Here is a 22,734-nt window from a genome sequence, read left to right as displayed (position 1 = left end):
GCGGCTGGGGCGTGCCCGTGGCCTTCGACGCCAAGGAGGTTGCCAGGGGCGACAGGTGGCCGCTGTCGAGGCTCGAGCCGCACCAGTACGAGTACCTGCGGGACTGCCACCGCACGGGGTGCGCGGCCTTCGTGCTAATCGCTTTCTGGGAGCCGGGGCGGTTCTTCGCGTTGCCCTTCCCCGAACTGGAGCGGCGGTGGGAGACGTGGAGGGCGGGGGCCGGCCCGGCGTCCGTGAGGGCGGGCGAGCCGGGGCTGGTCGAGGTGCGGTTCCCGGACTACTTGGGCTTCATCCTGTCGGGGGAGGAGCGCATTAATGAACTCTTTTTTGGGGATTGCAAAGGAGGTGTCGAGAGATGCCGCGCGTGAAGCTGAAGGGGCAGGAGCCCGTGAGGTTCAGGCCGTACTTCATGGACCCGCCGCCGCGGTCGGGGCCGCCCAGGCTGCTGGCGGCCGCGCCCGCCGCCCCGGGGACGCGCCCGGGGGACGGCCCCGGCGGGGGCGCGCCCGCGCGGGGGGCGGGGTGCGGCGGGGACTTCCTGGAGGCCGTGCGGGGCTCGCTCGTGTTCCGCGCCCCCGTGGCGTCGGACTCCGACCCCGCGAAGGTGGCCGGGTCGGTGGCCAAGGCGCTGGCAAGCGGGTGCGGCAGGGTCGAGGTGCTCGCCACGGGCGAGGCCGCCCTCGCCAGGCTACTCCTGGCCCTGGGGATAGCGCAGAGGTTCGTGAGGGAGAACGGCGGCGAGGCCCGCTTCGAGTTCGAGAGGGTCGACCTGTCGCGCCCGTCCGTCACCGTGCTGGTGTCGCAGGAGCGGCGGCCCGGCCAAGTCACCCAGGGCGCGCAGTAGGGCGGGGGAAGGTCCGGATACCTTGAGCGGCAGGGAACGCCGGGGCTACCTCCAGCCCTCGCTTTTCGGGGAACTTCCTGGTTGGGATCAGCCCCGTGAGCCGGAACCGGGCGCGCCTGCGACGCCGTTACCCCTCCCCGGGACGGAGGGCCTCCGGCCCGAGTTCCGCCTGGTGGATCCGGACGAGATACAGGCCGACCCCTTCCAGCCGAGGCGCTCCTTCCCACGCGGAGAGTTGCTGGGGCTCGCGGCCAGCATCGGCAGGGTGGGTCTGATAGAGCCCCTAGTGGTGGAGGAGAACCCCGGGCCGGGGAAAAAGTACGTCGTGGTGGCCGGGGAGCGGCGCCACAGGGCCTTCCTGCTGGGCCGCTCGCTGTGGCCGGACAACCCCCACTTCCGGGAGGTGCGCTGCCTGGTGTACCCGCCCCTGCCCGCGGGAGTGAGGGCGGCGTTCCAGCTGGAGGAGAACCTGCGGCGCGCCGGCCTCGACCCCTACGAGGTGGCGGCAGGACTCTACCGCGCCAGGCAGGCCCTCAGGCGGCCCGCCTGGGAAGACGTGCTGGCACTGCTCGGGATTTCCCCGGGAAAGGGGGTCATGAAGTGGCTGCGCTGACGCCGGCCTGCGGCTGCGACGGCTGCCGGTTCTACAACCTCTGCGGCGGGTGCCACCCGGAGTGCAACCACGCCTGCTGCGCCCGGCCGTGCTCCTCCTGCGCGGTGCGGTGCCGCCGCCGGGACGACGCCGAATCCTGGGTCAGGGATGCCGGCGGCACGCTGGACCTCTCGCTCCCGTTTGGCATCTCCTGGCCGCCCGTGCCGGACGACCTGCCCCCCGTGATCCCGGAGGTGGACGGCTACCGCATGGGGGAGTACGACGCCGCGGCTGGCTGGCCCGCCTACGCCGTCGGGGCGTCCCGCGTCTTTTCCGCCGGGGGAACGGGCCTGCGCCCGAGGTGGCGGGGCTGCCCGGCCGCCGAAGTGCTGGGGCTGCCGCCGGGCAGGAAGGTGGTGCTGCACGTGTTCGGCCCCGACGAGCTCATAGAGCGCCTCTGGACGGAGCAGTTCCGCTCCCGGGTGTGGGAGCAGGTAGCGGGGGCGGGCTTCGCCCTGGTCCTGGGGCCGAACTACAGCGTCTACGGCGAGCACCCGCGCTTCGAGCACCTCCTCAACATGCGGAGAAGCCTCCTCGCGGCTGCCCGGCTGGCCTCCCTGGGCGTGCCTGCCGCGCCCAACGTGTACTGGTGGACGGAAGGCGACCTGGAGCGGTGGTGCGGCTGCATAGAGGAGCTGGGCATCCCGGCGGTGGCGGTGAACGCCCAGACCTACCAGTCGGAGAGGGACTGGGCCTTCCTGCTGTCCGGGCTGGAGCGCATGGGCAGAAAGCTGGGGGAGAGGGTGCTCTTCTTCGTGAACGGCGTCACCCGCCCGGCCAGGGTCGCGGCGGTCCGGAAAGCGCTGCCGCGCGTGGTCTTCGTGAGCAGGGCGGTGCAGGCCCGCGCCTAGCACGGGAGGGATCTACTCGCGGGCGGAGTCCCCGGCGGCCGCGCCCCCGACCTCTTCCGGCGGAACCTGGAAGAATTTTTGGATTTCTTGCGGAAAGAGTCTTGACATGTAGTGCATTAGTGCTATAATGAAAGCAAGAATACACTACATGAGAGGGGAATGTCTTTGAAGACGAGGGAGAAGGTCAAGGCCGTGCAGGTGCGGCTGAGCGAGGAGGAGTGGCGGTTCCTGCGCCGCCTGGCGGTCGATGCGGACACCACCGTCTCGGAGATAATCCGGAAGTACATCGCCTACCTGCGGCGCGGGGGCAGGCCCGTTGGCTTCGAGGAAGAAGAGGAGATGGAAAGAAGGTAGGGGAAGGTGCGGGTTCTGAGCGTCGACTTCCACACCCACCCGCTGGCGGACCGGTACTACTGCAGCTTCACGTCGCCCCGGGTGCCTACGGCGCGAGACGCGGAGGACATCGCGGGGTTCCTGGCCGCGGCGGCGGAGAGGGGCATAGACGCGGTTGCGGTCACCGACCACGACTGCGCCGGTTCGGGCTGGTTTGCCAGGCGCGTGGCCGAGGAGGCCGGGCTGCCCATGCTGGTGATCCCTGGGGTCGAGGTCACCACGGTCGTCGGCGGCTGGCGCGTGCACGTCCTGGCCTACAACCTCAAAGAGGATCTGCCGCCGAACACCCTGACCCCGTGGGAGGCGGTGGAGGAAATCCACGCCCAGGGGGGTGTGGCGGTGCTGGCCCACCCGGGGCGGGACGGTGTGCTCGCACCGTACGTGCTCTCCATGTGCCTGCGGGCCGGGCTGGACGGGATAGAGGTCCGCAACCGCGTTAACGGCGACTTCGACGCCTCACGCTGGCTGAACGAGGCCTCCGAGTGGTGCGGGCGGTTCGTCCTCCAGACCGCGGGCAGCGACTGGCACTGGACGGGCTCTTCCCTCCTCTCGCCCGGCGGCTTCTCGGCGGAGGTGCCGGTGGAGTGGCTGGTCGGGAAGGGTCTCGTCACCCCGGAGGAGGCCGAGAGGGCCCTTTCCAGGCGGGCGGAAAGGCAAAAAAGAATGCGGAAAACGCGCCGGGCGCCGCGGCGGCAGGCGGCCGAGAAGCGCTCTCCGGAGCCGCAGCGGCCGCGGCTGTGGCTCGGCGAAGACTTTCTGGCCGGAAGGTGGTGCTGGTACTGATGCCCAAATGCTACATCACGAAGGCAGAGCGCGACGAGATCCTCTACCTGGCCGACCAGATCCTGTCGCCCCTGACCCCGCGCTTGAAGACGTTCGTGCACGCCGAGAAGTGCTATGGAAACAAGTGCAAGAGGCAGTGCGCCGAACCGAGGGTGTTCGTGGGCATCCAGATCCAGGGCTGCATTCCCCTGGACGCGCTGGGCAAGCTCAGCGGGGAGTCGGTTGCCGCGGAGGTGGAAAAGACGCTGGCGGGGCTGTTCAAGGCGGGAGAGACCGCCCCGGCGGAAGGGAAGGCGGGTACCGGGAGATGATTGGGTTGGTCGACAGGGTCCGGGGCGGCCTCTACGGCCTGGCCGCGGGGGACGCACTGGGTGCTACTGTGGAGTTCATGGGCCGGGACGAGATCCGCCGGAAGTACGGGGTCCTGCGGGACATCGTGGGCGGCGGCTGGCTGAACCTCCGGCCGGGGGAGTGGACGGACGACACGGAGATGGCCCTGGCCGTGGCCGAGGGGATCCTGGCGGATCCGGAAGAACCCGTCCCGCACATCGGGGAAGCCTTCCTCCGCTGGCGGGCCACGGACCCGCCGGACATCGGCGGCACGGTCCGCGCGGCCTTCCAGGCCTACGACCGCCTAGGGAACTGGCACCGGGCGGCGGAGGCGGTCCACGCCCGGACCGGGATGACCGCCGGGAACGGGGCGCTCATGCGGACGCTCCCGCTGGCCTTCGCCTACCCCGGCCCGGTGGAGCTCTACGTGCGGTGCATGGAGGTGGCCCGCATGACGCACTGGGACCCGGAGGCGGGGCTAACGTGCTTTTTGTACTGCAGGGCGGCGCAGCACGTTGTCTTGGGCGCGGGGCTGGTCGATGCGTTGGACCGCGCCGTGGAGGAAATGCTGGAGGTAGCCCCGGCAGGAAAGATGAGCAGGGCGGCCGCGGCGCTCGCGGGGAAGCTCGAGGGCGTGATGGCCTGGCCGGAGGATCGCCTGCGGCCCACCGGGTACACGGTGGACACCCTGGCGTGCGCGCTGTGGTGCGCGGCCAATGCCGAGAGCTTCGAGGAGGCGGTGGTCAGGGCGGTCAACCTGGGCGGGGACGCCGACACCGTGGGGGCGGTCACCGGCGGCCTGGCCGGCGTGATGCACGGCTACGGGGCTATCCCCGCGCGGTGGGTGGACAAGTTCAACAGGGCCCAGCGGGAGAGGCTTGACGCCGCGGCGGAAGGCCTCGCCCGGCTGGCGGAAAAGATCTTTGTCTGACGGAAAGGAAAGGGAAGATGAAACTTTCGTTGTTTACCACCGCAGATTTGACGCCTGAAGCCGCCCGGGAAGACACTGAAAAATTTCTCACTGCGTGGGACGTAGCTGTCCGTAAGTTCTATAGCTTGCTCGCCTTCCCGTTTCGCCCGCTAACCGACCGCGTGTTCGACGCCCTGCCGCCGAAGGAGTTTCTCTTGCGCTTCCTCGCCGCGGCCGGGCTCGCCTCCCACCCTGAAGTCGCCCTTCCCCCTTTGTATCCCGACAGAAACGAGCCGCGGGCCTGTTTCGATCTCGCCGCGTTGTTGCCCCTGGCCTTCACAGCTGTCTACGCCTACGCGGTCGGCGGGGAGGCGCCCCCAGAGAGGATGCGCGAGGCCGTCGAGGTGAGTCTCCGCAGCTTTTCTTATTTGCACAACCCCGCCTTTGCTTTTCGCACTGCAAAAGAAGCCGGTGAGGGAGAAGTGGAACAGAAGCTGCTTTCCGAAAAGGTGTCTCCGCGCCTCGCCTTCGCCGTGCGCCTATACCGTGCGCGTTACGATTTCGAGACCTCCCTCCGCTTCTCGCTTGTCCTGGCTGACCCCGCACTCGCCACGGTATCCGCGCCCTCGCTCAGCCTCCTCTCCAACCTCTCTTATAGCTACATCATTAAGCTGATCAAAACCAAGAAACTGCCAGCGCGGAAGCAAAACGGTACCTGGCACATACCCGTGGTCGATGCGGCCAAGATGCTCCTCCGCAGGAACGACAGCCCCGATTGGTTACGGCGCGCCATTTCCGAAATTTTGTTTAGTGTTGAACCGGGATTCTTGGCACAGATGAGGAGGTGAGGGCAATGCCCATGAAGATACACACCCCGTTTTTCACGGAGGAGGAGATGAAGGCGTACCGGTTCAGGAAGGGCGAGAAGCTGACCATATACCGGTTCCTAGAGACGCCCTCCCCGGGGGTCATGCCGCCCATCTGGCCCACGGTTTTCGCGGTGGTGCTGGAGGACGGCCGGTGGGCGTGGGCGGAAGTGCCGACGCATTTTTATAAGGCGGACGAGGTGCCGCCGTTCGACGAGCAGCTCGGCGGGTACCCCGACTGGCGGCTCGGCCAGACCTGGCCGGGCGTCTTCCGGCGCATCGAGCCGCAGAACATGCTCGAGGCCATAAAGTATTGGGTGGAAGAGGGCTGCAACGGGATAACCAACGACGTGGGGGTCGTCGAGCGGACCGTCGTGGATCCGGACGACCAGGAGGCGATGGAGAGGGAGTTGGCCCGCATCATGGGCGAGGGCGGGGACAGGATGCCGGAACTCATCGTGCCGGTCACCGGGATGAGCTTCCGGCGGTACTTCGGGGAAATCGCCGTCCAGGAGTCCCTGCACCAGGTGCAGATATGGGAGGCCGCGGGCGAGGCGGGGGTGGAGCTGCCGCCGCCGCTGGCCAGGTAAGCTGCCCGGGAACCGCGCCCGGCCGGAAAAGGGCCGGGCGTTTTTTTGTTTTTAGAGGGAGATCTGTGACCGGGGGTGTTGCAGTATGGGCGGAGGCAGCAAGAAGAAGCTCGGCATGAAGGTCCTCGGCGGGGGCGCGGGGGCCGGCGGCGGGCCGGGAGTCGCCCCCTCTGTCGTCCCTCCCGCCGGAGAACTGCTGGCCGGGGGCAGCTTCGCCCCCAACCTGGCAGGTTACAAGGCCCTGGAGAAGTCCCTCGAAGCGATCGTGAAGGCACACGGCGGCGCGGCCCCTCCCGCGGCGGCCGCGGCGGCCGCCAAGGTGGTGTCCACGTGGCCCGAGGCGGCGCTGGTCGGCATCGCTAAGAAGAAGGGGCTGAAGCACGCCGCCGTGGCGGGTAGCGGCGGCGGGCTCGCCGGCGGCGCTTCTCCCCTGCTGAAGGCGGCGGTCAACCCCGCCTACCCCGCCGGGACGGCCGCAGTTGAAGAGGCCAACGAAAATACGGGGCACGACTTCGAAGAACTCCCGCCCGGGGTGAGGGAGGAGGCCGAAGAGAAGGAGAGGGCCGCCGAGGAGTTCGTGGTGGCCGGCGTGACCCCCGGCGGCGCGGCGGTCGCCGCGCCCTTCGTGGCCCTCGAGCCGGCCGCGCTCGTGCAGAAGGCCCGGGAGGCGCTGAAGAAGGGCGTGGCCAACCTGAAACTGGGCGTCTCGGAGTTCTCCCAGAAGGCGAAGGGCATCCTGGACGTACTGCGCTTTTTCGAGAAAGTGAAGGAGGAGGTCCCCCGGGTCGCGCCCGAGGAGTTTCACGCGCTGGAGTTCTCGTTCAAGAGGGACGCCAGCGACCTCGGCGGCGTCCACACGAAGTACATATACGCCGACCAGAAGGGGCGGGAGTGGCTGTTCAAGCCCGACAAGCACTCCGGGGGCGTCGTGGCCGAGGCCGAGGCGGCGGCCTCGCGCGTGGCGCGGCGGGTAGGACAGCCAGCCCTTGACGTGTACGTGACCGAGACGCCCCACGGGAAGGGGAGCATCCAGCCGTTCGTGAAGGACGCGGAGAAGCTCGGCCCCGACCCCACCAAGTACTCCCCCGCCCAGGTGCGGGCGCTGGTGCGGGAGCACGTGGTCTCCTGGGCCCTTTCGGAGCACGACGCGAAGCACGACAACTTCATCGTCACGCCGGGCGGGGCCGTGGTCGGCGTGGACAAGGGCCAGGCATTTAAGTACTTCGGGGAGGACAGGCTCTCCCTGGACTACCACCCGAACAAGGTGCACGGGGCGCAGGAGCCCGCGTACTACGCCCTGTACCGCGCGGCCAAAGCCGGCAAGGTGAAGGTCAACCCCTACGATGCGCTGCCGGTCATAGAGGCCTTCGAGAAGATACCGGACGATGAGTACCGGGAGATGCTCCGCCCGGTGGCGGAGGCGGCCGCGAAGTCCCCCTCGAAGGGCCAGGTTGCCTGGTGGAAGCGGATGGAGGAGTTCGCGGCGAAGCGCCTCGGCCGCAAACCGGCGGACGGGGAAGTGGTCGAGGAGTTCCTCCGCCGGGCGTGCGAGAGGAAAAACAACCTCCGCAGGGACTTCGCGCGGTTCTTCTCCGAGGTTCTGGGACTGGCGGTGGACTTCAGTTAGATTAGGTTTTTCTTTTTCGGGGGGATTATCCGTGCCAGTACCTGTTTTTCTGGATGTATCTTTTTCCCGGATTGCTGCCGGACTGAGCTTGGCTTGTCTTGCACGCGAAATGGGCATAGCACAAACATACCTGTACTATCTGGAAGAATTCAAGAAAGTGGCCGATGTTTTTGTGCCCACACACCGTGGGAAGAGTCTGTTTGAGTTTCTTTGCGAGTACCTAAGGAAGCCCATTTTGTTGATTTCTTCTTTCCCACCGGAGCCACACCAGATTTTGGACAGAGTTGCCTATGAAAAATTGTTTCATGCTTGCTGGCCGTATCTTTCTGCTTTTCTTTTGTCGGATCCTTTCTGGGAGTTTTTCTTCCATGGCGTTTTGACTGGCAATGAAAATGAACAAGAAGGCGAACACACCATACTCGCGCCCCTCGACAAGGAAGCTGCTCGCGCGCTTTGGTTTGTGATGGTGCGCGCCTGGGGACCGCTTGCCAGAAGAAAAAAACAGAGGGTACCTGTCTGGCAGGGAAAAGTTTCCTTCATTCCCTTCGTTGAGAAGATTGATGATGTTGTGCCAGGAAAACCGTTGGGCAGGCTGTGTCTCGCTGGAAAGGGCAGAAGAAGCTTTAAGGAAAAAGCCCGGTTGCTCTTTTACCTCTACGTCCGCTGTTTTGCCTTCGCAGACCGAGGAGTTGCTTTCAATGGGGGACTTTCGTCGCCCGCTATTGCGATCCCTGGCGTTGCGGTTTCCTTTCACTTCCCTTTCCCTCCGGGGGCGGTCACGGTTCTCTTTGAAAAAACCTCGGAGTTTCGCGTAGTAGAAGGCGATTTTTTGGCTTCCGCTTTTTCAAAGGGGGTGGGTTGCGGTGCTTGAACTGTTCAGCCATCCGAAAAAGGAAAAATGTAGCGCTGTAGCTGAGCAGATCCTCGCCGGGTTCGACGCCGCCCTGGAGAGGCTGGAGCTGGCCAGGCGGGCCTTTCGCGAGGCCCGCGGCCCGGCGGAGGTGGATCGCGCTGTGTTCTCCCTCCTGGTGGCCGAGAGGGAGCTGGCGGCGGTGCTGGATGAGGCGAAGAGGCTCGGCGTGAAAGCGTGGTGATCCTGCTGTGGGTGGTGGCACGAAAAAGAAGAGAAAGGGTGCCCAATTGCCGGGTGCCGGCGCGGTCATCTCCCCCGCACTCGCCCCGGGAGAAGCACTGAAGGCTAGCGCCTCTCCCGGGGCGGCAACCGCCAGCAAGTGGGCGCTGTATTGGGAATGGCAGTCGGATGCCTTTAAAAAGTACCAGGCGGGCGAAATCAGCGCGGTCGACCTGTATGCCCAAGCGAACGAAAAAGCCCAGGAGCTGGGCATACCTACTCCCGTAGACTTGGGACACCTGGCGGTGCTGACCAGCGAGATGGTAGAACTGAAAAAAGGACTGGCTCCGCCCGTTGAGGCCGGGGAAATACAGAAGCCGCCGGACTTTGATTACGTCGGAGTCGTCCCCATCGACAGCCCCTTCTGGAAATTTTATGAAAACAAGCAGGAAGAGCTTTGGGAGGGCAAAATAACCTACGAGCAGTTTCAGGAAAGTATCAAGGAAGAGGCGGCAAAGCTGGGCTACGCGAGTGCAGGAGTGGCTCAGGAAGGACAGGAGCTTTCAGCGGAAGCCGGTCTGAGCGGTGTGGACGGTGAGGAAAAGGGAGCGCTGGGACTTGCAGAGGCGGCCCCTGCCCTTCCGCTCCCGCCGCCCCCTGCCTGGCTCTTTGAGGTCAGCCCCATAGGGGACCGCTTCTGGGAGGAGGTGGCGGAGGCGGGCGCCCTGGGCCGCCCCTTCATGGTGGCCGGGCCGGACATCGAGGACCAGACGCTCACGGCCACGCTGTTCCGCGACCCCGGCGGGGACCCCGGCAAGTCCCGCCTGGTGCTCTTCGGCAAGGTGCGCGAGGAGGCCGAGGCCAAGCTGCTCGACGCCCTGGACTTCGAGGGGGGACACGTGGTGAAGGTCAAGCGCCGGGTGGAAAAGGCGATGCCCCTCCCCCTGGACGAGCAGGAGGGCCTCTACGCGCAGCTCCTCAAGGTGGCCAAGAGCGTCAACCACCACACCGGCGAGGGCAAGGACAACGTGATACCCGCCCACACCTTGAAAGGGATGGCCGAGCTCAAGGCCAAGCTGGAGAAGCTGCAGGGCAGCGCCCAGGACGAAAAGACCCGGGCCATGCTGGCGCACTACATGTCGCAGCTGAAGGCGGTGGAGGCCGCCGCGGCGGCCAAGGAGAAGGCGCCCTTCGTCACGCAGTTCACCGCGCCACAGGTGGTCGAGGTGGAGGAGGAGGTCGTCGTCCCGGCGGGCAAGGGGGAGGGCCTGCCCGCCAGGAAGCGCACGGGCTCGCGCGTGAAGGCCTCCGAGGCCGGCGGGGCGGCCGTCTGGGACGGCACGCGCGAGGAGAACAGCTTCTACGGCGTCGAGTACCACATAGACCTGGGCGACGGCTACCAGGCGGTGTACCACCCGAACGACGAGTCCGTGCCCTTCTCGCTGCGCGGCACGCTGGAAGTGATCGCCCCGCCCGGGGTCAGGGACGGCAGGGGGGCGCTGGAGAAGCTCAAGCTCCTGCACCTGCACGCCGAGCCGCCCGCGTCGGCGGAGGAGGCCGAGGTGATGTACCTCGAGCGCAACGTCTGGGCGCAGGGGTACGAGAACGACCCGGAGTACAGGGCCATCGGCGACACCCTAAAGACCCTGGAGATGAAGCAGGAGGCCAGGCTGGTGGCGGCGCTCGAGGAGGCGGCCTCGCGCGGCCTGGGCGAGGAGGAGAGGCTGGCCCTGGCGAAGCAGGCGGTGCTCGAAAACCAGCGGGCGCTCCTCGCGGAAAAGACCCGGCTTCTCAAGCGCTTCTTCGAGAAGAAGCTGGGCCTCGCGCCGGGCGGCCTGGACAGCCTGCCCACCTACCGGCCGGTGCCGGAGGCGGCGCGGCGGCGCAAGGGCTTCCACTTCTGGAACCGCTTCGACCTCTCCCCCGAGGCCGTGCGGGAGAAGACCAAGGGCTACTGTATCGTGCACGAGCTCAAGAGCGCGGATTCCAAAAAGAAGAAGGTGGACATCCTGTGCCGGATAATCGAGAGCGGCGGCGTCCTCGCCTCGACGGAACTCCGGAAGCGGATGGGCGTGAAGCACACCGGCGTTTCGTCCTACGAGGACATGCGCTCGGGCGGCGCGAGCTACGCCTTCTGCTTCTTCCGCAAGAACAAGGAGCAGCGGCAGTTCGACATCGTGTGGGACCCGGAGACGCTGCTCACCCGCTCGGACTGGTTCGCGACCAGGGGCGATGACTTCGGGGCGGTAAACCCCGAGGACCCGCATTACAAGCCTTCCGGGAGGACGAGGCGGGTGGAGGACCTCCCCGATTACGAGGCGGCCACCAGCATGGGTAGCTGGCGCGCCCAGGTGATGTTCAAGAACGGTATAAGCTTTGAGGAGCACCCGCCGCGTGCCATTTTCGTGAACAGCGAGGAGGACAGGCAGAAGGTGCTGGCTTCGTTCCACAAAGTGGGAATGACGAAGCTCGGGGGTCGGCCGGTGGAAGAAATAGTTAAAGTAAGGTAGCGGGATCACCGAATGGACGTGTGTGGTTCGCGAGGCGTGGCGGCTGAAGCGCCGGGGGCCGGAGGTATTTGCTCTGGCCCCCGGTTTTTTTAAAAAACGCAAGGGGGGCGGTGTGCTTTGCTCGTTGGTGTTGACCTCGGTTTCGGGTATTGCAAGGGGTTGAACGAAGCCGGCGAACGCATTCTCTTCCCCTCCGTGGTGGGCACGGGCTTCGAGCGCAGAATGGCGGGGATGGTCTACGATGGCGCCTCCGAGGCCGACAACTACGACCTGGTGGTTCTCGGCGACACCCCGGAGCACTACTTCGTCGGCCACCTGGCGCTGGCGCAGGCGCGTGACGCCGCCAGGCCGTTCTCGGACGAGAGGAGCGCTGCGGGGGAGATCAGGCCGCTGCTCCTGACCGCCGTGGGCGCCCTGTGCAAGGGCGAGCCGGTGACCCTGGTCACGGGCCTACCGCTGGAGCCGTACTTCAAGCAGGCGCCGGGGCTTAAAAAGTCGCTGGAAAGGTTCTCCGGGACGGAAATCCGCCTGAACGACAGGCCGCTCAAAATCACCTTCGAGAAGGTCATCATGTTTCCCCAGGCGGTCGGGGCGCTGTACGGGCACCTCGTCCGGGGCGGCCTGCGGCCTTCCGGCATGATTGGTCTGGTGGATGTTGGTTATAAAACCACGGACATCGTGCTCTACGACGCGGGGGCGAAAAGGGTGCTGGAGGGCTATGCGGACACCATTCCGGCAGGCACGAACGACGTGGTGGTAGCGGTGCAGGACGAGATCAAGCGCGAGGTGGGCATGGCCCCCAGCCCGGAGTGGGTGGAGGAGGCCGTCATCAGGGGGATCCCCCTGAGGTTCGCGCGGAGGAAGTTCGACGTGCCGGGCATGGCTGCCGCGAAGGCGGGGCAGCTGGCCGAGCTGGTGGCCTCCAGGGTGGCCAGGCGGTGGCGCGACCACCTGCAACGGCTGGAGGTGGTGCTGCTCGCGGGCGGCGGCGCGCCCCTGGTGCAGGGCGCCCTTTCGCGCCTGGCCCCGTGCGAGGTGCTGCCCGACTCGCAGTTTGCCAATGCCGCGGGGTTCCTGGCCAAGGGGCTGGTTTCCGTGGCACGGGAGAAAGCCAGCAGCGGCGGGAAGTAGAGGGCATTTACCCGTGCGGGGCGTGCCACGGAAGGGGATGGGCGGGCCGGCCCATCCGCCGGTGAGCGGTGGCCGGTGGCACGAAAAGGCCGGCATTTGCCTCCCGTTCCAGGAGCGGCCTGCGGTGGAGGTGTGCCACAGTGTCCGGGAAGTCCTACCGCGTGAAGTTCAGGGTGCCGCCCGACGTGGCGGAGGTGCTGGACGCCCAGGGCGACCGCGCCGGCTACGTGGCCCGCGCGGTCACCTGGTACGCCCGCTTCGGTGAGCCGTGCCTGCGGAAGCTCGACCAGTTGCTGGAGATGGCAGCCGCGGGAGTTCTGCAGTCCGCCTGCGCCCGAAAAGAGGGAGAGGAGGGAGAAGGCGGCAGCGTGCCAGCCCTGGCTGCCGAGGTTGACGACGCCTTTTCCGGGTTTGCCCTCTGAGTTGGCCGTTCCGTTCCGCCTTTTTTCTTTAAGGCACGCGGGCGGAACGGAACGGCGGAACGGCAGCTTTGCGAACGGGGCCACTGCAAAGCGCTGTACTGCCTGCGCTGGAACTTCGACTGCAGGCAGGCCTGGCCGCCGGTCAACGGCTCGGGACTTTGCGCGGCAACCAGTGGATGGGTACATGCTTTTCCGCTTTTTCGAATTCCGGATCTCCGGTGACTACGCAGCCGCCCACTTTCTTTGCCAGGGCGAGTGCGAAGCAGTCCGCGTAGGCGATGGGGAGAGAAGCCTTGAAGTGCGCGGCTTCCAGAGCCACCTCCAGGTCGATGCCGACAACCTCTATCGGCAGTTCCTGCAAGAGGGCCAGAAACTTGTGCACAGCGGGCAGGCCGGCGGCCCTTTCGGTAATGTACGCCACTTCCCCCAGGTTCACGACCGAGAGGAAGAGCTTCACCTTGTCCTCCCCGGCTTCGGAGAGGAGGGAGCGCACTTCTCCCGCCCCCTCCTCTTTCTGGAGGTAGGCGAGGACGGCGTAGCTATCCAAGACGTAGTTCTTCACGCGTTTTGTCCTCCTTCCTTGACAGGAGGAGGTTTTCCGTCAGGGGAAGCCCTTCCAGCAACCCGAACCCTGCGTCTACAGGGTTTTCTGGGATGGGAACAATGGAAAGCACCCCACCGTAGTCGACGAAGGCGACCCTGGAACCGCGTTTTAGCTTGTAGCGGTCGCGGAGCTCGCTGGGTATGACGACCCAGCCCTTGGATGATACCGTGGAGACAGGAAACATACAAATATCGCCTCCGGTATACCTTTTTACTTAAATTGTATCACGCGAAGGAGAAAAAGTGTACGGGGGATGGGAGCTTGTGGGAAAGCTGAGGGAAGTCTTTCCGTTCGGGAAGAGGGCGGCCCTGCTGGCGGACGACCCCGCGGCGGCCCGCGCCGCCGCGAGAGAGGGGCTGGCGCTGGCGGCGGAGGTTACCGAGGGCGGGGCCGCGCGGCTAGAGCCCCGCCGCGCACAGCTCTGGCTCTTCGTGGGCCCCGTGGAAGGGGCGTGGCTGGCCGCGGAGCGGGCCGAGAGAGGTAGGAAAAATTTCGGAGGTGGTTGTTCGTGGTTGCCGGGAAAAAGGTGGATCCGATAGCGTTTCTGTCCGCCGCCGGGATCGGCGGCTGGGAAGTTGAATACTGCCGCGGTGAAGTGCGCTTTCAGAGCAGGGAAGGGCTTCTCGCGGCGGCGGAGAGCTTCGGCCTCAGCCTGCACCCGCTCGCCGTGGGCTTTGAGGCCCACGGCTGGCGGTGGGTCGCCGGGGCAGGGGAGAGGCCCTGCGGGGCGTCCGGGCGGGAAGGCGGGACCGGCAGATGAGAGCGGCGCCGCGCGCTTCGGAAATCGTTTGGAGCGACGTGGCCAGGTGGGCGGGCCTGCCGGTGCTCTTCGAGCGCTACCGCCTGGCCGGGGACACGCTCTACGTTAGCCGGGGGTTGCTTTCCGTCACGGAGGACCGGCTGCTGCTGTACCGCGTGCTGGATGTGCGGGTGCGGCGCTCGCTCCTCGACCGCCTCCTGGGGCTCGGCACCGTGGTGGTCTACGGGGCCGACGCCACGGATCCTGTGCTGGAGCTGAAGGGGGTGCGGCGACCCCGCGAGGTGGCCGACCTCATACAGGAGCGGGCCGAGGAGGCGCGCGCCAGGGCGGGGATCAGGGGGCGCGAGGTGTACGGGGCTTTTGCCGGGGAAGTCGGACATTTCGATGCTTGATTGCTGTGGCGCAATATACCTGCCGTGACTTTTTTCTTGGGCATCAGAAAAGACAGCCGCTGAGGAAAAAACCTGTGGTGGAAAGGAGTGCCGTTTGCCGTGCGCAGTGAGGTTCCCGTTTCCCTTCTCAAACCGCACCCGAAGAACGGGGAGTACTTTTCCCGGCCGTCGCCGGAAAAGTACGAGGAGATAAAGCGTAGTGTGGCGGCGGAGGGGATCCGCGATCCTCTCAAGGTGACTCCTGACTACATGGTGATCGCCGGCCACCTGCGGTTGGAGATCGCGAAGGAGCTCGGCTTCGAAAAGGTGCCCGTGCAGATCGTGGACGGCGACCCCGAGTACCTGGAGTACCTGCTCATAGCCGACAACGAGGAGAGGCGCTATTGCGACGATCCCATCAAAAAGGCAAAACGGGCGGAGTTTTTGAAGCGGTACTGGGGGGTACGACAGGGCGGCGATAGACGATCAAAGGAGAAAAATTCTCCTTTGAAAACGCTGGATGATGTCGCCAGAGAAGTCGGAGAAGATGTGTCTAACCTCAAAAAGCTTCTTAAACTTAACGACCTAATTCCCGAACTTCAGCATCTGGTTTCCCAAGGAAAGTTGGGCACCACAGCGGCTTACTCCTTGGCCATGTTGCCGCCGGAAGAGCAGGGGCAGCTCCTTCAGGCCCTGGGCGAGGCGGGCGTGGCCGGTCTCTCGGTCAAAGAGGCCCAGGAACTCCGGAAGGAACTCGACGCCGTCCGCGCGGAGAGGGAAGCGCTGTCCCGCCGCGTGGCGGAACTGGAAAAGGAAAAAACTTTCTTGGTCCGGGAAGCTGATGAAAGGGGCAAGGAAGAAGTAGAGGAATTAAAGAAAGCGCTCGCCGCCAGGGAGGAGGAGTTGGAGGGCCTGCGGGCCAGGCTGAGGGAACTGGAGCAGAAGCCCGTCGAGAAGGTCGTGGAGAAAGTGGTTTACAGAGCCGATCCCGCCCTGGAGGCCGAACTGGAGGCGGCCCGCGCCGAGGCGGCCAAGCTCCTGCAGGAAAAGGAGTGGTTCGAGGGCCGGTTCCGCGAGGTGGCCCAGGAAAAGGAGAGGAAGGAGGCCAAGATCCGCGCGTTAGAAGAAGAAGTGGCAAAGCTTCAGCAGCGTCTTGACCATGCCTGGACCGAACTAAAGAAGGAAAGGGAGAGGCCGAGGCCGCGCTTCGACGTCCGGAAGGAGGAGTTCAGAGTTTTGGCCCAGAAAGCACAGACAGCGGCCTTTGAGCTCTCCGAGTTGCTCAAAAAACTGGAGGAGCAGTATTCCGACGAGCTTTTGGCCGCCTCCAGGGTGCGCGGCGGCCCGGATTTTGAGGACATCGGCGACGCCGTGGTGGACACGACCGTGTTCAAGGTGCTGAGGACCGCCCTGGAAATGGCCTTAAAAAGAATAACCAACATCTTCGAGCTTCTGGAAGGCGGAAAACCGAAGCTGCAGCTGGTCAAGGGCAAAGAAAAGGACGGGCGCTAGGAAGGGGGCCTTTTTTTTTTTTTTTGGGAAGGAGGTGAGGGCGGTGCGCAGGCCGAGGGGCGGTAGTCTGGCCGGTGTCATGCTGGACCTTTTGGAGAAGCGGTTCCCTGACGGCGTGCCCACGGGAGAGCTGGCGGCGCAGCTCTACGGGAGAGACCTTCTGGAGAATCGGCTCAAAGTGCGCTCGGTGGCCCGCACTCTGAGGCAGGCGGGCTACGCCGTGTACGGCTTCGGCGGCATCTATGCCCTGTGCGAGGGACAGCCCCGGAAGCTCGGCATGGCGGCCACCCGTTCCGCCAAGGTGGCCGACGGCACCATCCGAAAGCTTCCCCAGATCTTTGAGGCCATCGACAGGGCTGGCGACAGAGCGCTCGCGTCCGAGCTGCGCCGCGCGCTAAGAGAAACCCTCCTAGAAGCGGTAAAAGGGCTTTGAGCCTGCTGACCACCCGCCCGGCTTTCCACCGGGCTTTTCTTTTTTGGAGGTGTTCTCCCTTGCTTTACGACACCCACCTTGCGGGCGGCGTCCTCTCCGGGGCCGCCGTGCTCTTCCTGGCGGGCGCGCCGCCGGAGTCCTGGCCCGGCGCGCTGTTCCTCGCGGGGCTGGCTGCGGTGCTCCCCGACGTGGACCACGGCCGCGCGGCGCTGAACCAGGCCCTGAGGAAGTCGGTGCCGGTCGCGGGAGGGGCGGCGAACGCCGCCCTGCGGGCCCTCCTGGGCCACCGGGCGGCGACGCACAGCCTGCTGGCGCTGGCCGGCGTGGCCGCGCTGCTCAGGTTCGCCGTTCCCGTTTCCCCGCCGCTCTTCTGGGCGGCCCTGGCGGGCTACCTCAGCCACCTGGTGCTGGACTCCTTCAACCCCCAGGGGGTGTGGTGGGCGTGGCCCCTCGGGAGGAGGTGGTCGCTGAGGGAAGTGCTGCCGTGGCCCTTCACCTTCGAGACCGGCTCGCGCATAGAGCTGTGGCTCCTGCGCCCGGCCCTGTGGTTCGGGGCCGTCCTCCTGGTGGCGCGGTGCCTCGGCGCGGCGCTGCGCTGACCCGCCCGCCGGTTGCCCCGGGGCCTTTCCCTTTTCTTTTCCGTTCCGCCGTTCCGTTCCGCGCGCACGCCTTAAGGGAAGCTGCCGGAATGGAACAGCGGAATGAAGATTTTTGCGAAAGGAGGTCATTGGTATGGCTGCAGCCTTGAAGCGCTTCTGGATTTATGCCTTATCCCTCCTGGCGTACCTCTGCTTCGTTCCGGCGGTCCTGGCCGCGCCGGGCGACCTCCCGCCGGCCGACCTCTTCAAGCCGGACCCGGGCGTGGTGACCACCGGGGGCTCGGCGGCGGTCTTCATCAAGGTCGTGGCGTGGCTCGTCGCCTTCGTGGCCGGAATCTACTTCGCCTGGGCGCTGTTCCACTTTGTCATGCACGACCTGAGGGAGATCTTCACCGGCAAGGCCGACCTGAGGAGCAAGTCCGGCAGGTTTGCCGCGCTGGGCACCTGCTTCGTCATCCTCCTCCTGGCCATCACCGGCCAGTGGTACACCGTGATCAAGGCCATCTGGGAAAAGATCATCGTGCCGCTGATCAACATCCTGGGAGGGCAGTAGTAATAATGGTTGTGCGTGCCCGCAGAAGGACGGCTTTCCTGGTTCTCGCGGTCCTCCTGGTGGTCGCCGTCGCCTGCTGCGGCCTGCTGCCCGCCGTCTCCGCCGCGGAGGACGGCGGCTCCTCCTCCACCTCCGGCGGCTCCGACGGCGGCTCCAGCGGCGCCAGCAGCAGCGACGGCGGCGGCAACAGCGGCGGGAGCAGCGGCGGCGGAGGAGGGGGAGGGGGCGGGCTGCTGGACGCGATAGCCAGCCTCATCCACGCGCTGAAGCAGTTCGTCGACATGATCGGCAGGGTCCTCCGGGGGGAGATCCTGGACATCTTCACCGAGTGGCTGGGCAGGCAGTTCCAGAAGGTGCTGGACATGATCTCCGGTGCCTTCGGGGTCTCCTTCCTGACCACGCCCCGGCTGCACTCCGTCCCCTGGGTGCACCGGTGGTGGTCGTGGTTTTTCTGGCTTGCCTTCGGGCTGCTCTTCGCGGCCACCGTGTGGGCCGGCATAAGGGTCTACACGGCCAGCGCGCAGCCGGGGAGGGACATGTGGCAGCCGCTCAAGGTGGTGGGCGCGGCGCTCCTCTCCGCCATCGTTTCCCTCTGGGCGGCGGACTTCCTGGTCTTCCTGTTCAACTCCGTGGGCAACGCCCTGCTGGAGGACGCGCTGAAGGCCGGCGGGGTCTCCCCCGGCAGCGCCGGCAGCGGCAGGGCCGTGCTGGGGCTGATGTTCGCCCCTGACCCCTCCCTGGCCGGGAGGCCGCTCTACGAGATTCTCATCGACAAGCAGAACGGGGGCGGGTTCTTCCTCCTGGTGATCGTCATGACCGAGGTCATCATCCTGGCCCTCCTCACCCTGGCGCGCCACTTCCTGCTGTGCCTGCTCGCCGTGTCCGCCCCGGCCTATTTTGTCGGGTCGGCGCTCACGGCGCGGATGGAGCCCCTGATCGGCTGGTGGGCGCTGACCGCCCGCACGGCGGGCTTCCAGGTGGTCAACGACGTGGTCTGGGTGTACATCGTCAGGAACAGGTTCGCCGAGAACGGGCTGGTGGCGCCCGGCGGTGGCGGGACGGCGGCGGCCCCGGCGGGGGCGGACTTCGGCGTCTCCGCCCACTTCATAGCGGTGGTGGCGATGGGCCTCCTCATATACCTCACCTGGAGGTACTGGTTCGTGCCGGCGCGCGTGGCGCTCAGCGACCCCGTAACCCTGGCGGGCGGCAGCGTCTACCTCGGCCTGGCGTCCCTCGCCTCCGGGGCCGCCCGCGCGGCGGGCCTGGCGGGGCGCGTCCTCAAGGACCCGGGCCTGGAGGAGAAGGGCATCAAGCTGGGCGAGGCGGCCGGGAGGCTGAGGGACAGGGCGGAGTCCCTTTTGGAGCGGACGGAGGCCGGGAGGAAGTACCTCGAGGCGGTGGGGAACCTCCCCGGCGGGAAGGTGCTGGGCAGGGTACTCGACCGTCTCGCCCCCGTGCCGGGAAGGAGGAATCGCGTGGATCCGGTGCGCGACGAAGGGCCGATCCTCACGGAAGGCGGCGTGACGTGGCACGCCGTGCGGGTGCCGGTCGGAGAGGCGCAGGCCGCCGCCGACGTCCTGAAGAGGGCCGGCGTACCGGATGCGGCGGTGCGCGTGGACCCCAACGCGGCGGACATCATCAAGGTGGCGCGCGGCTACACCTCCCTGGCCGTCCAGGCCCTGAAGAAGGCCTACAGGAAGCGCATCCCGTACTGGACGGAGGGGAACCACTACGTCGTGATACAGGACGGCCTGCCGGTGCGCGTGCCCGCCCCGCCCGACAACGGCCTGAACATGGGCCGCTGGACCGGCCAGTGGAAGTAGAAGCTCTTGCCGGCAACATGTTGGTGCCCGGCCCGCGCCGGGCTTTTTTTTCCGTGAGAGGTGATGTCGGTTGCGGCCAGTGTTCTTCCCCGCGGACGTGAGGCAGGACATATCGGTTTTCGGCGTGCGCGTCGGGCTCCTCTGGATACCGGTGCTGGGGCTCTTCGCCGGGTTCCTCCTCTTCGCCTACCTGCCTCCCTGGTTCCCCATCCTGCCGCGGTTCCTGGCGCTGGTGGTGCCCCCGGCGGCCCTGTTCGTCGCCCTGGCGGCACGCGTTGACGTCCTCTGGAAGAAGCTGCGCGCCTACAGGAGGGAACCGGCCCTGAGGCTGCCCGACGCGCGCGGCGGGCCGGGCAGCCTCCAGTCCCTCGTGTCGGCTTCCGCCGCCGGGGACACCTTCGCGCTGGAGTTCGAAAGCGGCCGCCGCGGGGCGGTGCTCTCCGTCACCCCTGCCCCCTGGGAGGCGATGACGGAGGGCGAGCAGACAGCGGCCGTGGCGGCCTTCGGGGCCGCCCTCTCCAGGGCGGGCGTCGCCGGGGCCGAGGTGACCGTGTACCTGGACGTCGAGGCCGATCTCCCCCGGGCGGAGTGGGAGCGCAAGGAGGCGCGCTGGCGGGCGTCCTTCCCGGAGGGGTCCGGCCTGAGGAGGATAGCCGAAGCGAGGCTGGCGCACTTCCGCGCGCTGGTACGGTCGAAGCCCGAGGCGGCCGTCAGGATTGTGTGGAAGCAGTATGACGCCGCGCTGCCCAGGAAGCCGGGGGACGAGGCCGACCGCGAGGCGCTGGTGCGGCAGGCCCTGGCGGACCTCGTTTCCGGGTTCGCCGCCGAGCTCGAGCGCTCGGGGGCGAAGGTGCGCGTCCTCGGCGCGGAGGCGGTGCGCGACCTGGCGGCCAGGCAGATTCACCCCCTGGACTGGCGGCGCCTCGCCCCGGTGCCCGGCACGAGCTGGCTCGACGGCGCCGGCGGGCGGGATGAAGCGGAGGAAGAAGAGGCCCGCGCGCGCACGGCGCGCCCCGGCAGGGGATTGCTGCCGCGCTTCCGCCGCGGCGCCTCCCCTGGAAAGGAAGAAAGGGGGGCGGTAGCGGCCGCGCCGCCCGCGGGTGCGAGGGTCGTCGCGGTCGTCGCGGCGTCCGAAGCCGGGCGGAGGGAGGCGGCGAAGCTGGCATTGGGGATCGCCCGGAACCAGGGCCTCCCCCTGGTGGACGCCGACCCGCGCGGCTTTGTGGCCGAGGAGGCCGGGCTGGAGGAGGACACCGCCGCCCGGTTCGACTGGCGCTTCAACCCCCGCGGCGGGGGAGTCGCCCTCCCCGGCGGCGTCCGCCTCTGGCCGCTTTCAGGCCGCCTCTTCGCGGTCGGCGACTACTCCGGCGCCCTGTGCGAGGTCCTGGCGGAGGCGGGGGAGGGGGCCGCGGTGGTTGTGAACCTGGGCACCGGCGCGCTGCCGGACGGGCTGGAGGCGGCCCGCACCGTGGCCGTCGCGGTGGACGCGGCGGACCTCGAGGTGCTGCGGCGGCTCTACCCGCCGGGGCGCGGCGGCCGGCCGGTGGAGGTGGCCGCGGCGGGCGGAGACCCCGCCCTCGAGGAGGCGGCGCGGGGCATGGGCTTTCCGGTCTTCCGGGAATGAGGAGGCGCTGGCGCGACGGCCAGCGGCTTTTTTCTGGTGCTCGCTAAGATTTGAAAGGGGGAGTAGGCCGTGGATCTGACAATCGAGAGAAAGAGCCTCGAGAAGATCGTCGAGGCTACCCAGAGGGTGGCGGCGAAAAACTCGCCCCAACCCGCGTTCTCGCACCTGCTGCTGGAGGCCCGCGGCGGCACGTTACTGGCCACCGCATCCGACGGCGAGGTCTGGCTGAGGGTGGCGGCCCCCGCCGAGGTGGCCGGAGAGGGAACGGCCGCCCCGCCCGCCCACCTGCTGGCGGGCCTGGTGCGCAGGCTGCCGGACGGCCCCGTGGGACTGCGCTCGGGGCCGGACGGCGCGACGCTCCACGTCGCCTACGGGCCCTCCGGGGCGGCGCTCCGCGGCCTCGACCCGGAGATGTACCCGCCGTTTCCAGAACACAACGGCGGCGAAGCCCGCTTTTCCGTGGACGGCGGCGCCCTCGGAAAGGCGTTGCGGCGGGTGCTCTTCGCCGCGTCCACGGACCTGGCCAGGCCCGCGCTCAACGGGGCGCTGGTCCGCCGCGCAGGCGGCGGACTGCGGCTGGCGGCCACGGACACCTTCCGGCTGGCCGAGTGCCGCCTGGATGTCGATGACGGGGACGGCACCCCGGAGGGGGCGGACGCCATAGTGCCGCTCAGGGCCCTCAAGGAAGTCCAGAGGCTCGCCAGCGGGGGCGTGGAGGGCGCGGTCGAGGCCGCTGCCGGCGAGGGCTATATCTACTTCCGGTTACCGGGCGGTGCGGAACTGTACGCGCGCCTGATCGCCGGTCGGTTCCCCAACTACGAAGAAGTGATCCCTTCGGATTTCGCCACCGCCGCCCGGCTCGGCGCCGGGGAACTGCTGGCCGCGGTGGAGAGGGCCGGGATGCTGGTTGAAAACGACCCGCTGTCGCCGCCGCTGGTGGCCCTCTCGTTTGGAGAGGGGAGGTGCACCGTCGCCGCCCGCACCCAGATCGGGGAACTGAGGGAGGAGTTGCGGGCTACCGTGGAGGGCGAGCCCGTGGAAGTGTGGTTTAACTGGCGGTGGCTGGCCGAGGGCCTGCGCGCAGTCGGGGACGGCGGTATCTTCCTCGGCCTCAACGGGCCGCTCGGGGCCGCGGTCTTCCGGCCGGAGGGCGGGGAAGAAGGCCAGGCCTACACATACGTGCTGTTGCCGGCGAAGCCCCCGGGAGAGTGGTAGATCCCAAAAACCCAGATCTTTCTCGGGCCAAAGTTTCCCAATGTTACACCTTGAAGTTGTTGCGAAGCCATCTGAACGATTTTTAAAGAAATTTTTGGCAAAAGTTCTGGTGGGGACAGGCACTTCGTTTTGGGAGAGCGGGGGATCATTCGTGAAGGAGGGCCAGAACCGCGACTGCGCCCGCTGCGCCTACTTCGACCCCGAAAGCGCGGCCTGCCTGGTCGCCGAGGCCGCCCCGGGGGCCGCGCCCGGCGCCGGG

Annotated in this window: 28 protein-coding genes; 26 read left to right on the top strand and 2 right to left on the bottom strand. The window is 67.2% G+C overall.

All coding sequences use genetic code 11. The annotated features are described in order from the left end of the window. The 16 genes from G454_RS20700 to G454_RS0116855 form a co-directional block, all read left to right on the top strand. A partial coding sequence (locus tag G454_RS20700; protein ID WP_211230157.1) for a Holliday junction resolvase RecU occupies positions 1-368 on the top strand: 368 nt, incomplete at its 5' end. Then, positions 356-844 carry a stage V sporulation protein S gene (locus G454_RS0116925; RefSeq protein WP_027719501.1) on the top strand — a complete coding sequence of 163 codons (489 nt, stop codon included), beginning with the start codon at positions 356-358 and terminating at the stop codon, positions 842-844. The genes G454_RS20700 and G454_RS0116925, both read left to right, overlap by 13 nt. 22 nt (positions 845-866) lie before the next feature. Next, positions 867-1,457 carry a ParB/RepB/Spo0J family partition protein gene (locus tag G454_RS0116920; RefSeq protein ID WP_027719500.1) on the top strand — a complete coding sequence of 197 codons (591 nt, stop codon included), beginning with the start codon at positions 867-869 and terminating at the stop codon, positions 1,455-1,457. Beyond that, entirely contained in the window at positions 1,445-2,347 is a 903-nt protein-coding gene (locus tag G454_RS20100; RefSeq protein ID WP_051276687.1) for a DUF4417 domain-containing protein, read from the top strand. The genes G454_RS0116920 and G454_RS20100 overlap by 13 nt, the downstream gene beginning before the upstream one ends. Positions 2,348-2,512: 165 nt before the next feature. Then, positions 2,513-2,701 carry a hypothetical protein gene (locus G454_RS0116910; protein WP_027719499.1) on the top strand — a complete coding sequence of 63 codons (189 nt, stop codon included), beginning with the start codon at positions 2,513-2,515 and terminating at the stop codon, positions 2,699-2,701. A 6-nt stretch (positions 2,702-2,707) separates the two neighbouring features. Then, positions 2,708-3,523: a PHP domain-containing protein gene (locus G454_RS21720; protein WP_051276685.1), complete on the top strand. Its 816-nt coding sequence runs from the start codon at positions 2,708-2,710 to the stop codon at positions 3,521-3,523. Next, positions 3,508-3,834: a hypothetical protein gene (locus G454_RS0116900; protein WP_156896879.1), complete on the top strand. Its 327-nt coding sequence runs from the start codon at positions 3,508-3,510 to the stop codon at positions 3,832-3,834. Before G454_RS21720 ends, G454_RS0116900 begins: the two co-directional genes overlap by 16 nt. 5 nt (positions 3,835-3,839) lie before the next feature. After that, positions 3,840-4,784, top strand: coding sequence for an ADP-ribosylglycohydrolase family protein (locus G454_RS0116895; protein WP_211230156.1), 945 nt, complete (start codon positions 3,840-3,842; stop codon positions 4,782-4,784). A 17-nt stretch (positions 4,785-4,801) separates the two neighbouring features. After that, positions 4,802-5,611: a hypothetical protein gene (locus G454_RS0116890; protein ID WP_027719496.1), complete on the top strand. Its 810-nt coding sequence runs from the start codon at positions 4,802-4,804 to the stop codon at positions 5,609-5,611. A gap of 5 nt (positions 5,612-5,616) precedes the next feature. After that, on the top strand, positions 5,617-6,219 hold the full coding sequence (locus G454_RS0116885) for a hypothetical protein (protein ID WP_027719495.1): 603 nt from the start codon (positions 5,617-5,619) through the stop codon (positions 6,217-6,219). A gap of 85 nt (positions 6,220-6,304) precedes the next feature. Continuing rightward, positions 6,305-7,846, top strand: coding sequence for a hypothetical protein (locus G454_RS20690; protein WP_027719494.1), 1,542 nt, complete (start codon positions 6,305-6,307; stop codon positions 7,844-7,846). 31 nt (positions 7,847-7,877) lie between these two features. Further along, positions 7,878-8,717 carry a hypothetical protein gene (locus tag G454_RS0116875; RefSeq protein ID WP_027719493.1) on the top strand — a complete coding sequence of 280 codons (840 nt, stop codon included), beginning with the start codon at positions 7,878-7,880 and terminating at the stop codon, positions 8,715-8,717. After that, positions 8,710-8,940: a hypothetical protein gene (locus tag G454_RS0116870; protein ID WP_027719492.1), complete on the top strand. Its 231-nt coding sequence runs from the start codon at positions 8,710-8,712 to the stop codon at positions 8,938-8,940. Before G454_RS0116875 ends, G454_RS0116870 begins: the two co-directional genes overlap by 8 nt. Before the next feature lie 46 nt (positions 8,941-8,986). After that, on the top strand, positions 8,987-11,428 hold the full coding sequence (locus G454_RS0116865; protein WP_027719491.1) for a hypothetical protein: 2,442 nt from the start codon (positions 8,987-8,989) through the stop codon (positions 11,426-11,428). A gap of 117 nt (positions 11,429-11,545) precedes the next feature. Continuing rightward, positions 11,546-12,559 carry a ParM/StbA family protein gene (locus tag G454_RS0116860; protein WP_027719490.1) on the top strand — a complete coding sequence of 338 codons (1,014 nt, stop codon included), beginning with the start codon at positions 11,546-11,548 and terminating at the stop codon, positions 12,557-12,559. A 140-nt stretch (positions 12,560-12,699) separates the two neighbouring features. Continuing rightward, positions 12,700-12,981, top strand: a complete 282-nt coding sequence (locus G454_RS0116855; protein WP_027719489.1) for a hypothetical protein — start codon at positions 12,700-12,702, stop codon at positions 12,979-12,981. A 142-nt stretch (positions 12,982-13,123) separates the two neighbouring features. Here the strand turns inward: G454_RS0116855 and G454_RS0116850 are convergent, their stop codons facing one another. Continuing rightward, on the bottom strand, positions 13,124-13,543 hold the full coding sequence (locus G454_RS0116850) for a type II toxin-antitoxin system VapC family toxin (protein WP_027719488.1): 420 nt from the start codon (positions 13,541-13,543) through the stop codon (positions 13,124-13,126). After that, positions 13,521-13,769 (bottom strand): AbrB/MazE/SpoVT family DNA-binding domain-containing protein, encoded by a 249-nt coding sequence (locus G454_RS0116845; protein ID WP_027719487.1) that lies wholly within the window; start codon positions 13,767-13,769, stop codon positions 13,521-13,523. Before G454_RS0116845 ends, G454_RS0116850 begins: the two co-directional genes overlap by 23 nt. A 79-nt stretch (positions 13,770-13,848) precedes the next feature. Here G454_RS0116845 and G454_RS0116840 point away from each other — a divergent pair, with 79 nt between their 5' ends. The 10 genes from G454_RS0116840 (at position 13,849) to dnaN (ending at position 22,475) form a co-directional block, all read left to right on the top strand. Next, positions 13,849-14,124, top strand: a complete 276-nt coding sequence (locus G454_RS0116840; RefSeq protein WP_156896878.1) for a hypothetical protein — start codon at positions 13,849-13,851, stop codon at positions 14,122-14,124. After that, positions 14,112-14,345 (top strand): hypothetical protein, encoded by a 234-nt coding sequence (locus tag G454_RS0116835; RefSeq protein ID WP_169719399.1) that lies wholly within the window; start codon positions 14,112-14,114, stop codon positions 14,343-14,345. The genes G454_RS0116840 and G454_RS0116835 overlap by 13 nt, the downstream gene beginning before the upstream one ends. Further along, positions 14,342-14,737: a PH domain-containing protein gene (locus tag G454_RS20085; RefSeq protein WP_051276683.1), complete on the top strand. Its 396-nt coding sequence runs from the start codon at positions 14,342-14,344 to the stop codon at positions 14,735-14,737. The genes G454_RS0116835 and G454_RS20085 overlap by 4 nt, the downstream gene beginning before the upstream one ends. Before the next feature lie 99 nt (positions 14,738-14,836). Continuing rightward, positions 14,837-16,228, top strand: a complete 1,392-nt coding sequence (locus G454_RS20080) for a ParB/RepB/Spo0J family partition protein (RefSeq protein ID WP_156896877.1) — start codon at positions 14,837-14,839, stop codon at positions 16,226-16,228. A gap of 43 nt (positions 16,229-16,271) precedes the next feature. Next, positions 16,272-16,661, top strand: coding sequence for a hypothetical protein (locus tag G454_RS0116820; RefSeq protein WP_027719484.1), 390 nt, complete (start codon positions 16,272-16,274; stop codon positions 16,659-16,661). Positions 16,662-16,720: 59 nt separating this feature from the next. Next, positions 16,721-17,260: a metal-dependent hydrolase gene (locus G454_RS20075; RefSeq protein ID WP_051276679.1), complete on the top strand. Its 540-nt coding sequence runs from the start codon at positions 16,721-16,723 to the stop codon at positions 17,258-17,260. Positions 17,261-17,393: 133 nt separating this feature from the next. Further along, the gene (locus G454_RS0116810; protein WP_027719483.1) at positions 17,394-17,813 is read left to right on the top strand and encodes a hypothetical protein; all 420 of its coding nucleotides are present in this window, start codon (positions 17,394-17,396) and stop codon (positions 17,811-17,813) included. Between the two features lie 5 nt (positions 17,814-17,818). Then, a complete protein-coding gene (locus G454_RS20685; protein WP_027719482.1) occupies positions 17,819-19,636 on the top strand; it encodes a hypothetical protein in 1,818 nt (605 codons plus the stop codon). A 70-nt stretch (positions 19,637-19,706) separates the two neighbouring features. Beyond that, on the top strand, positions 19,707-21,260 hold the full coding sequence (locus tag G454_RS0116800) for a TraC family protein (protein WP_051276677.1): 1,554 nt from the start codon (positions 19,707-19,709) through the stop codon (positions 21,258-21,260). A gap of 69 nt (positions 21,261-21,329) precedes the next feature. Then, positions 21,330-22,475, top strand: coding sequence for a DNA polymerase III subunit beta (gene dnaN / locus G454_RS0116795; protein ID WP_027719480.1), 1,146 nt, complete (start codon positions 21,330-21,332; stop codon positions 22,473-22,475). The last annotated feature ends 259 nt before the right edge of the window (positions 22,476-22,734 follow it).

The sequence above is a fragment of the Desulfovirgula thermocuniculi DSM 16036 genome, from assembly GCF_000429345.1.
Lineage (GTDB): Bacteria > Bacillota > Desulfotomaculia > Desulfotomaculales > Desulfovirgulaceae > Desulfovirgula > Desulfovirgula thermocuniculi.
This window is presented reverse-complemented; position numbering and strand designations above follow the sequence as displayed.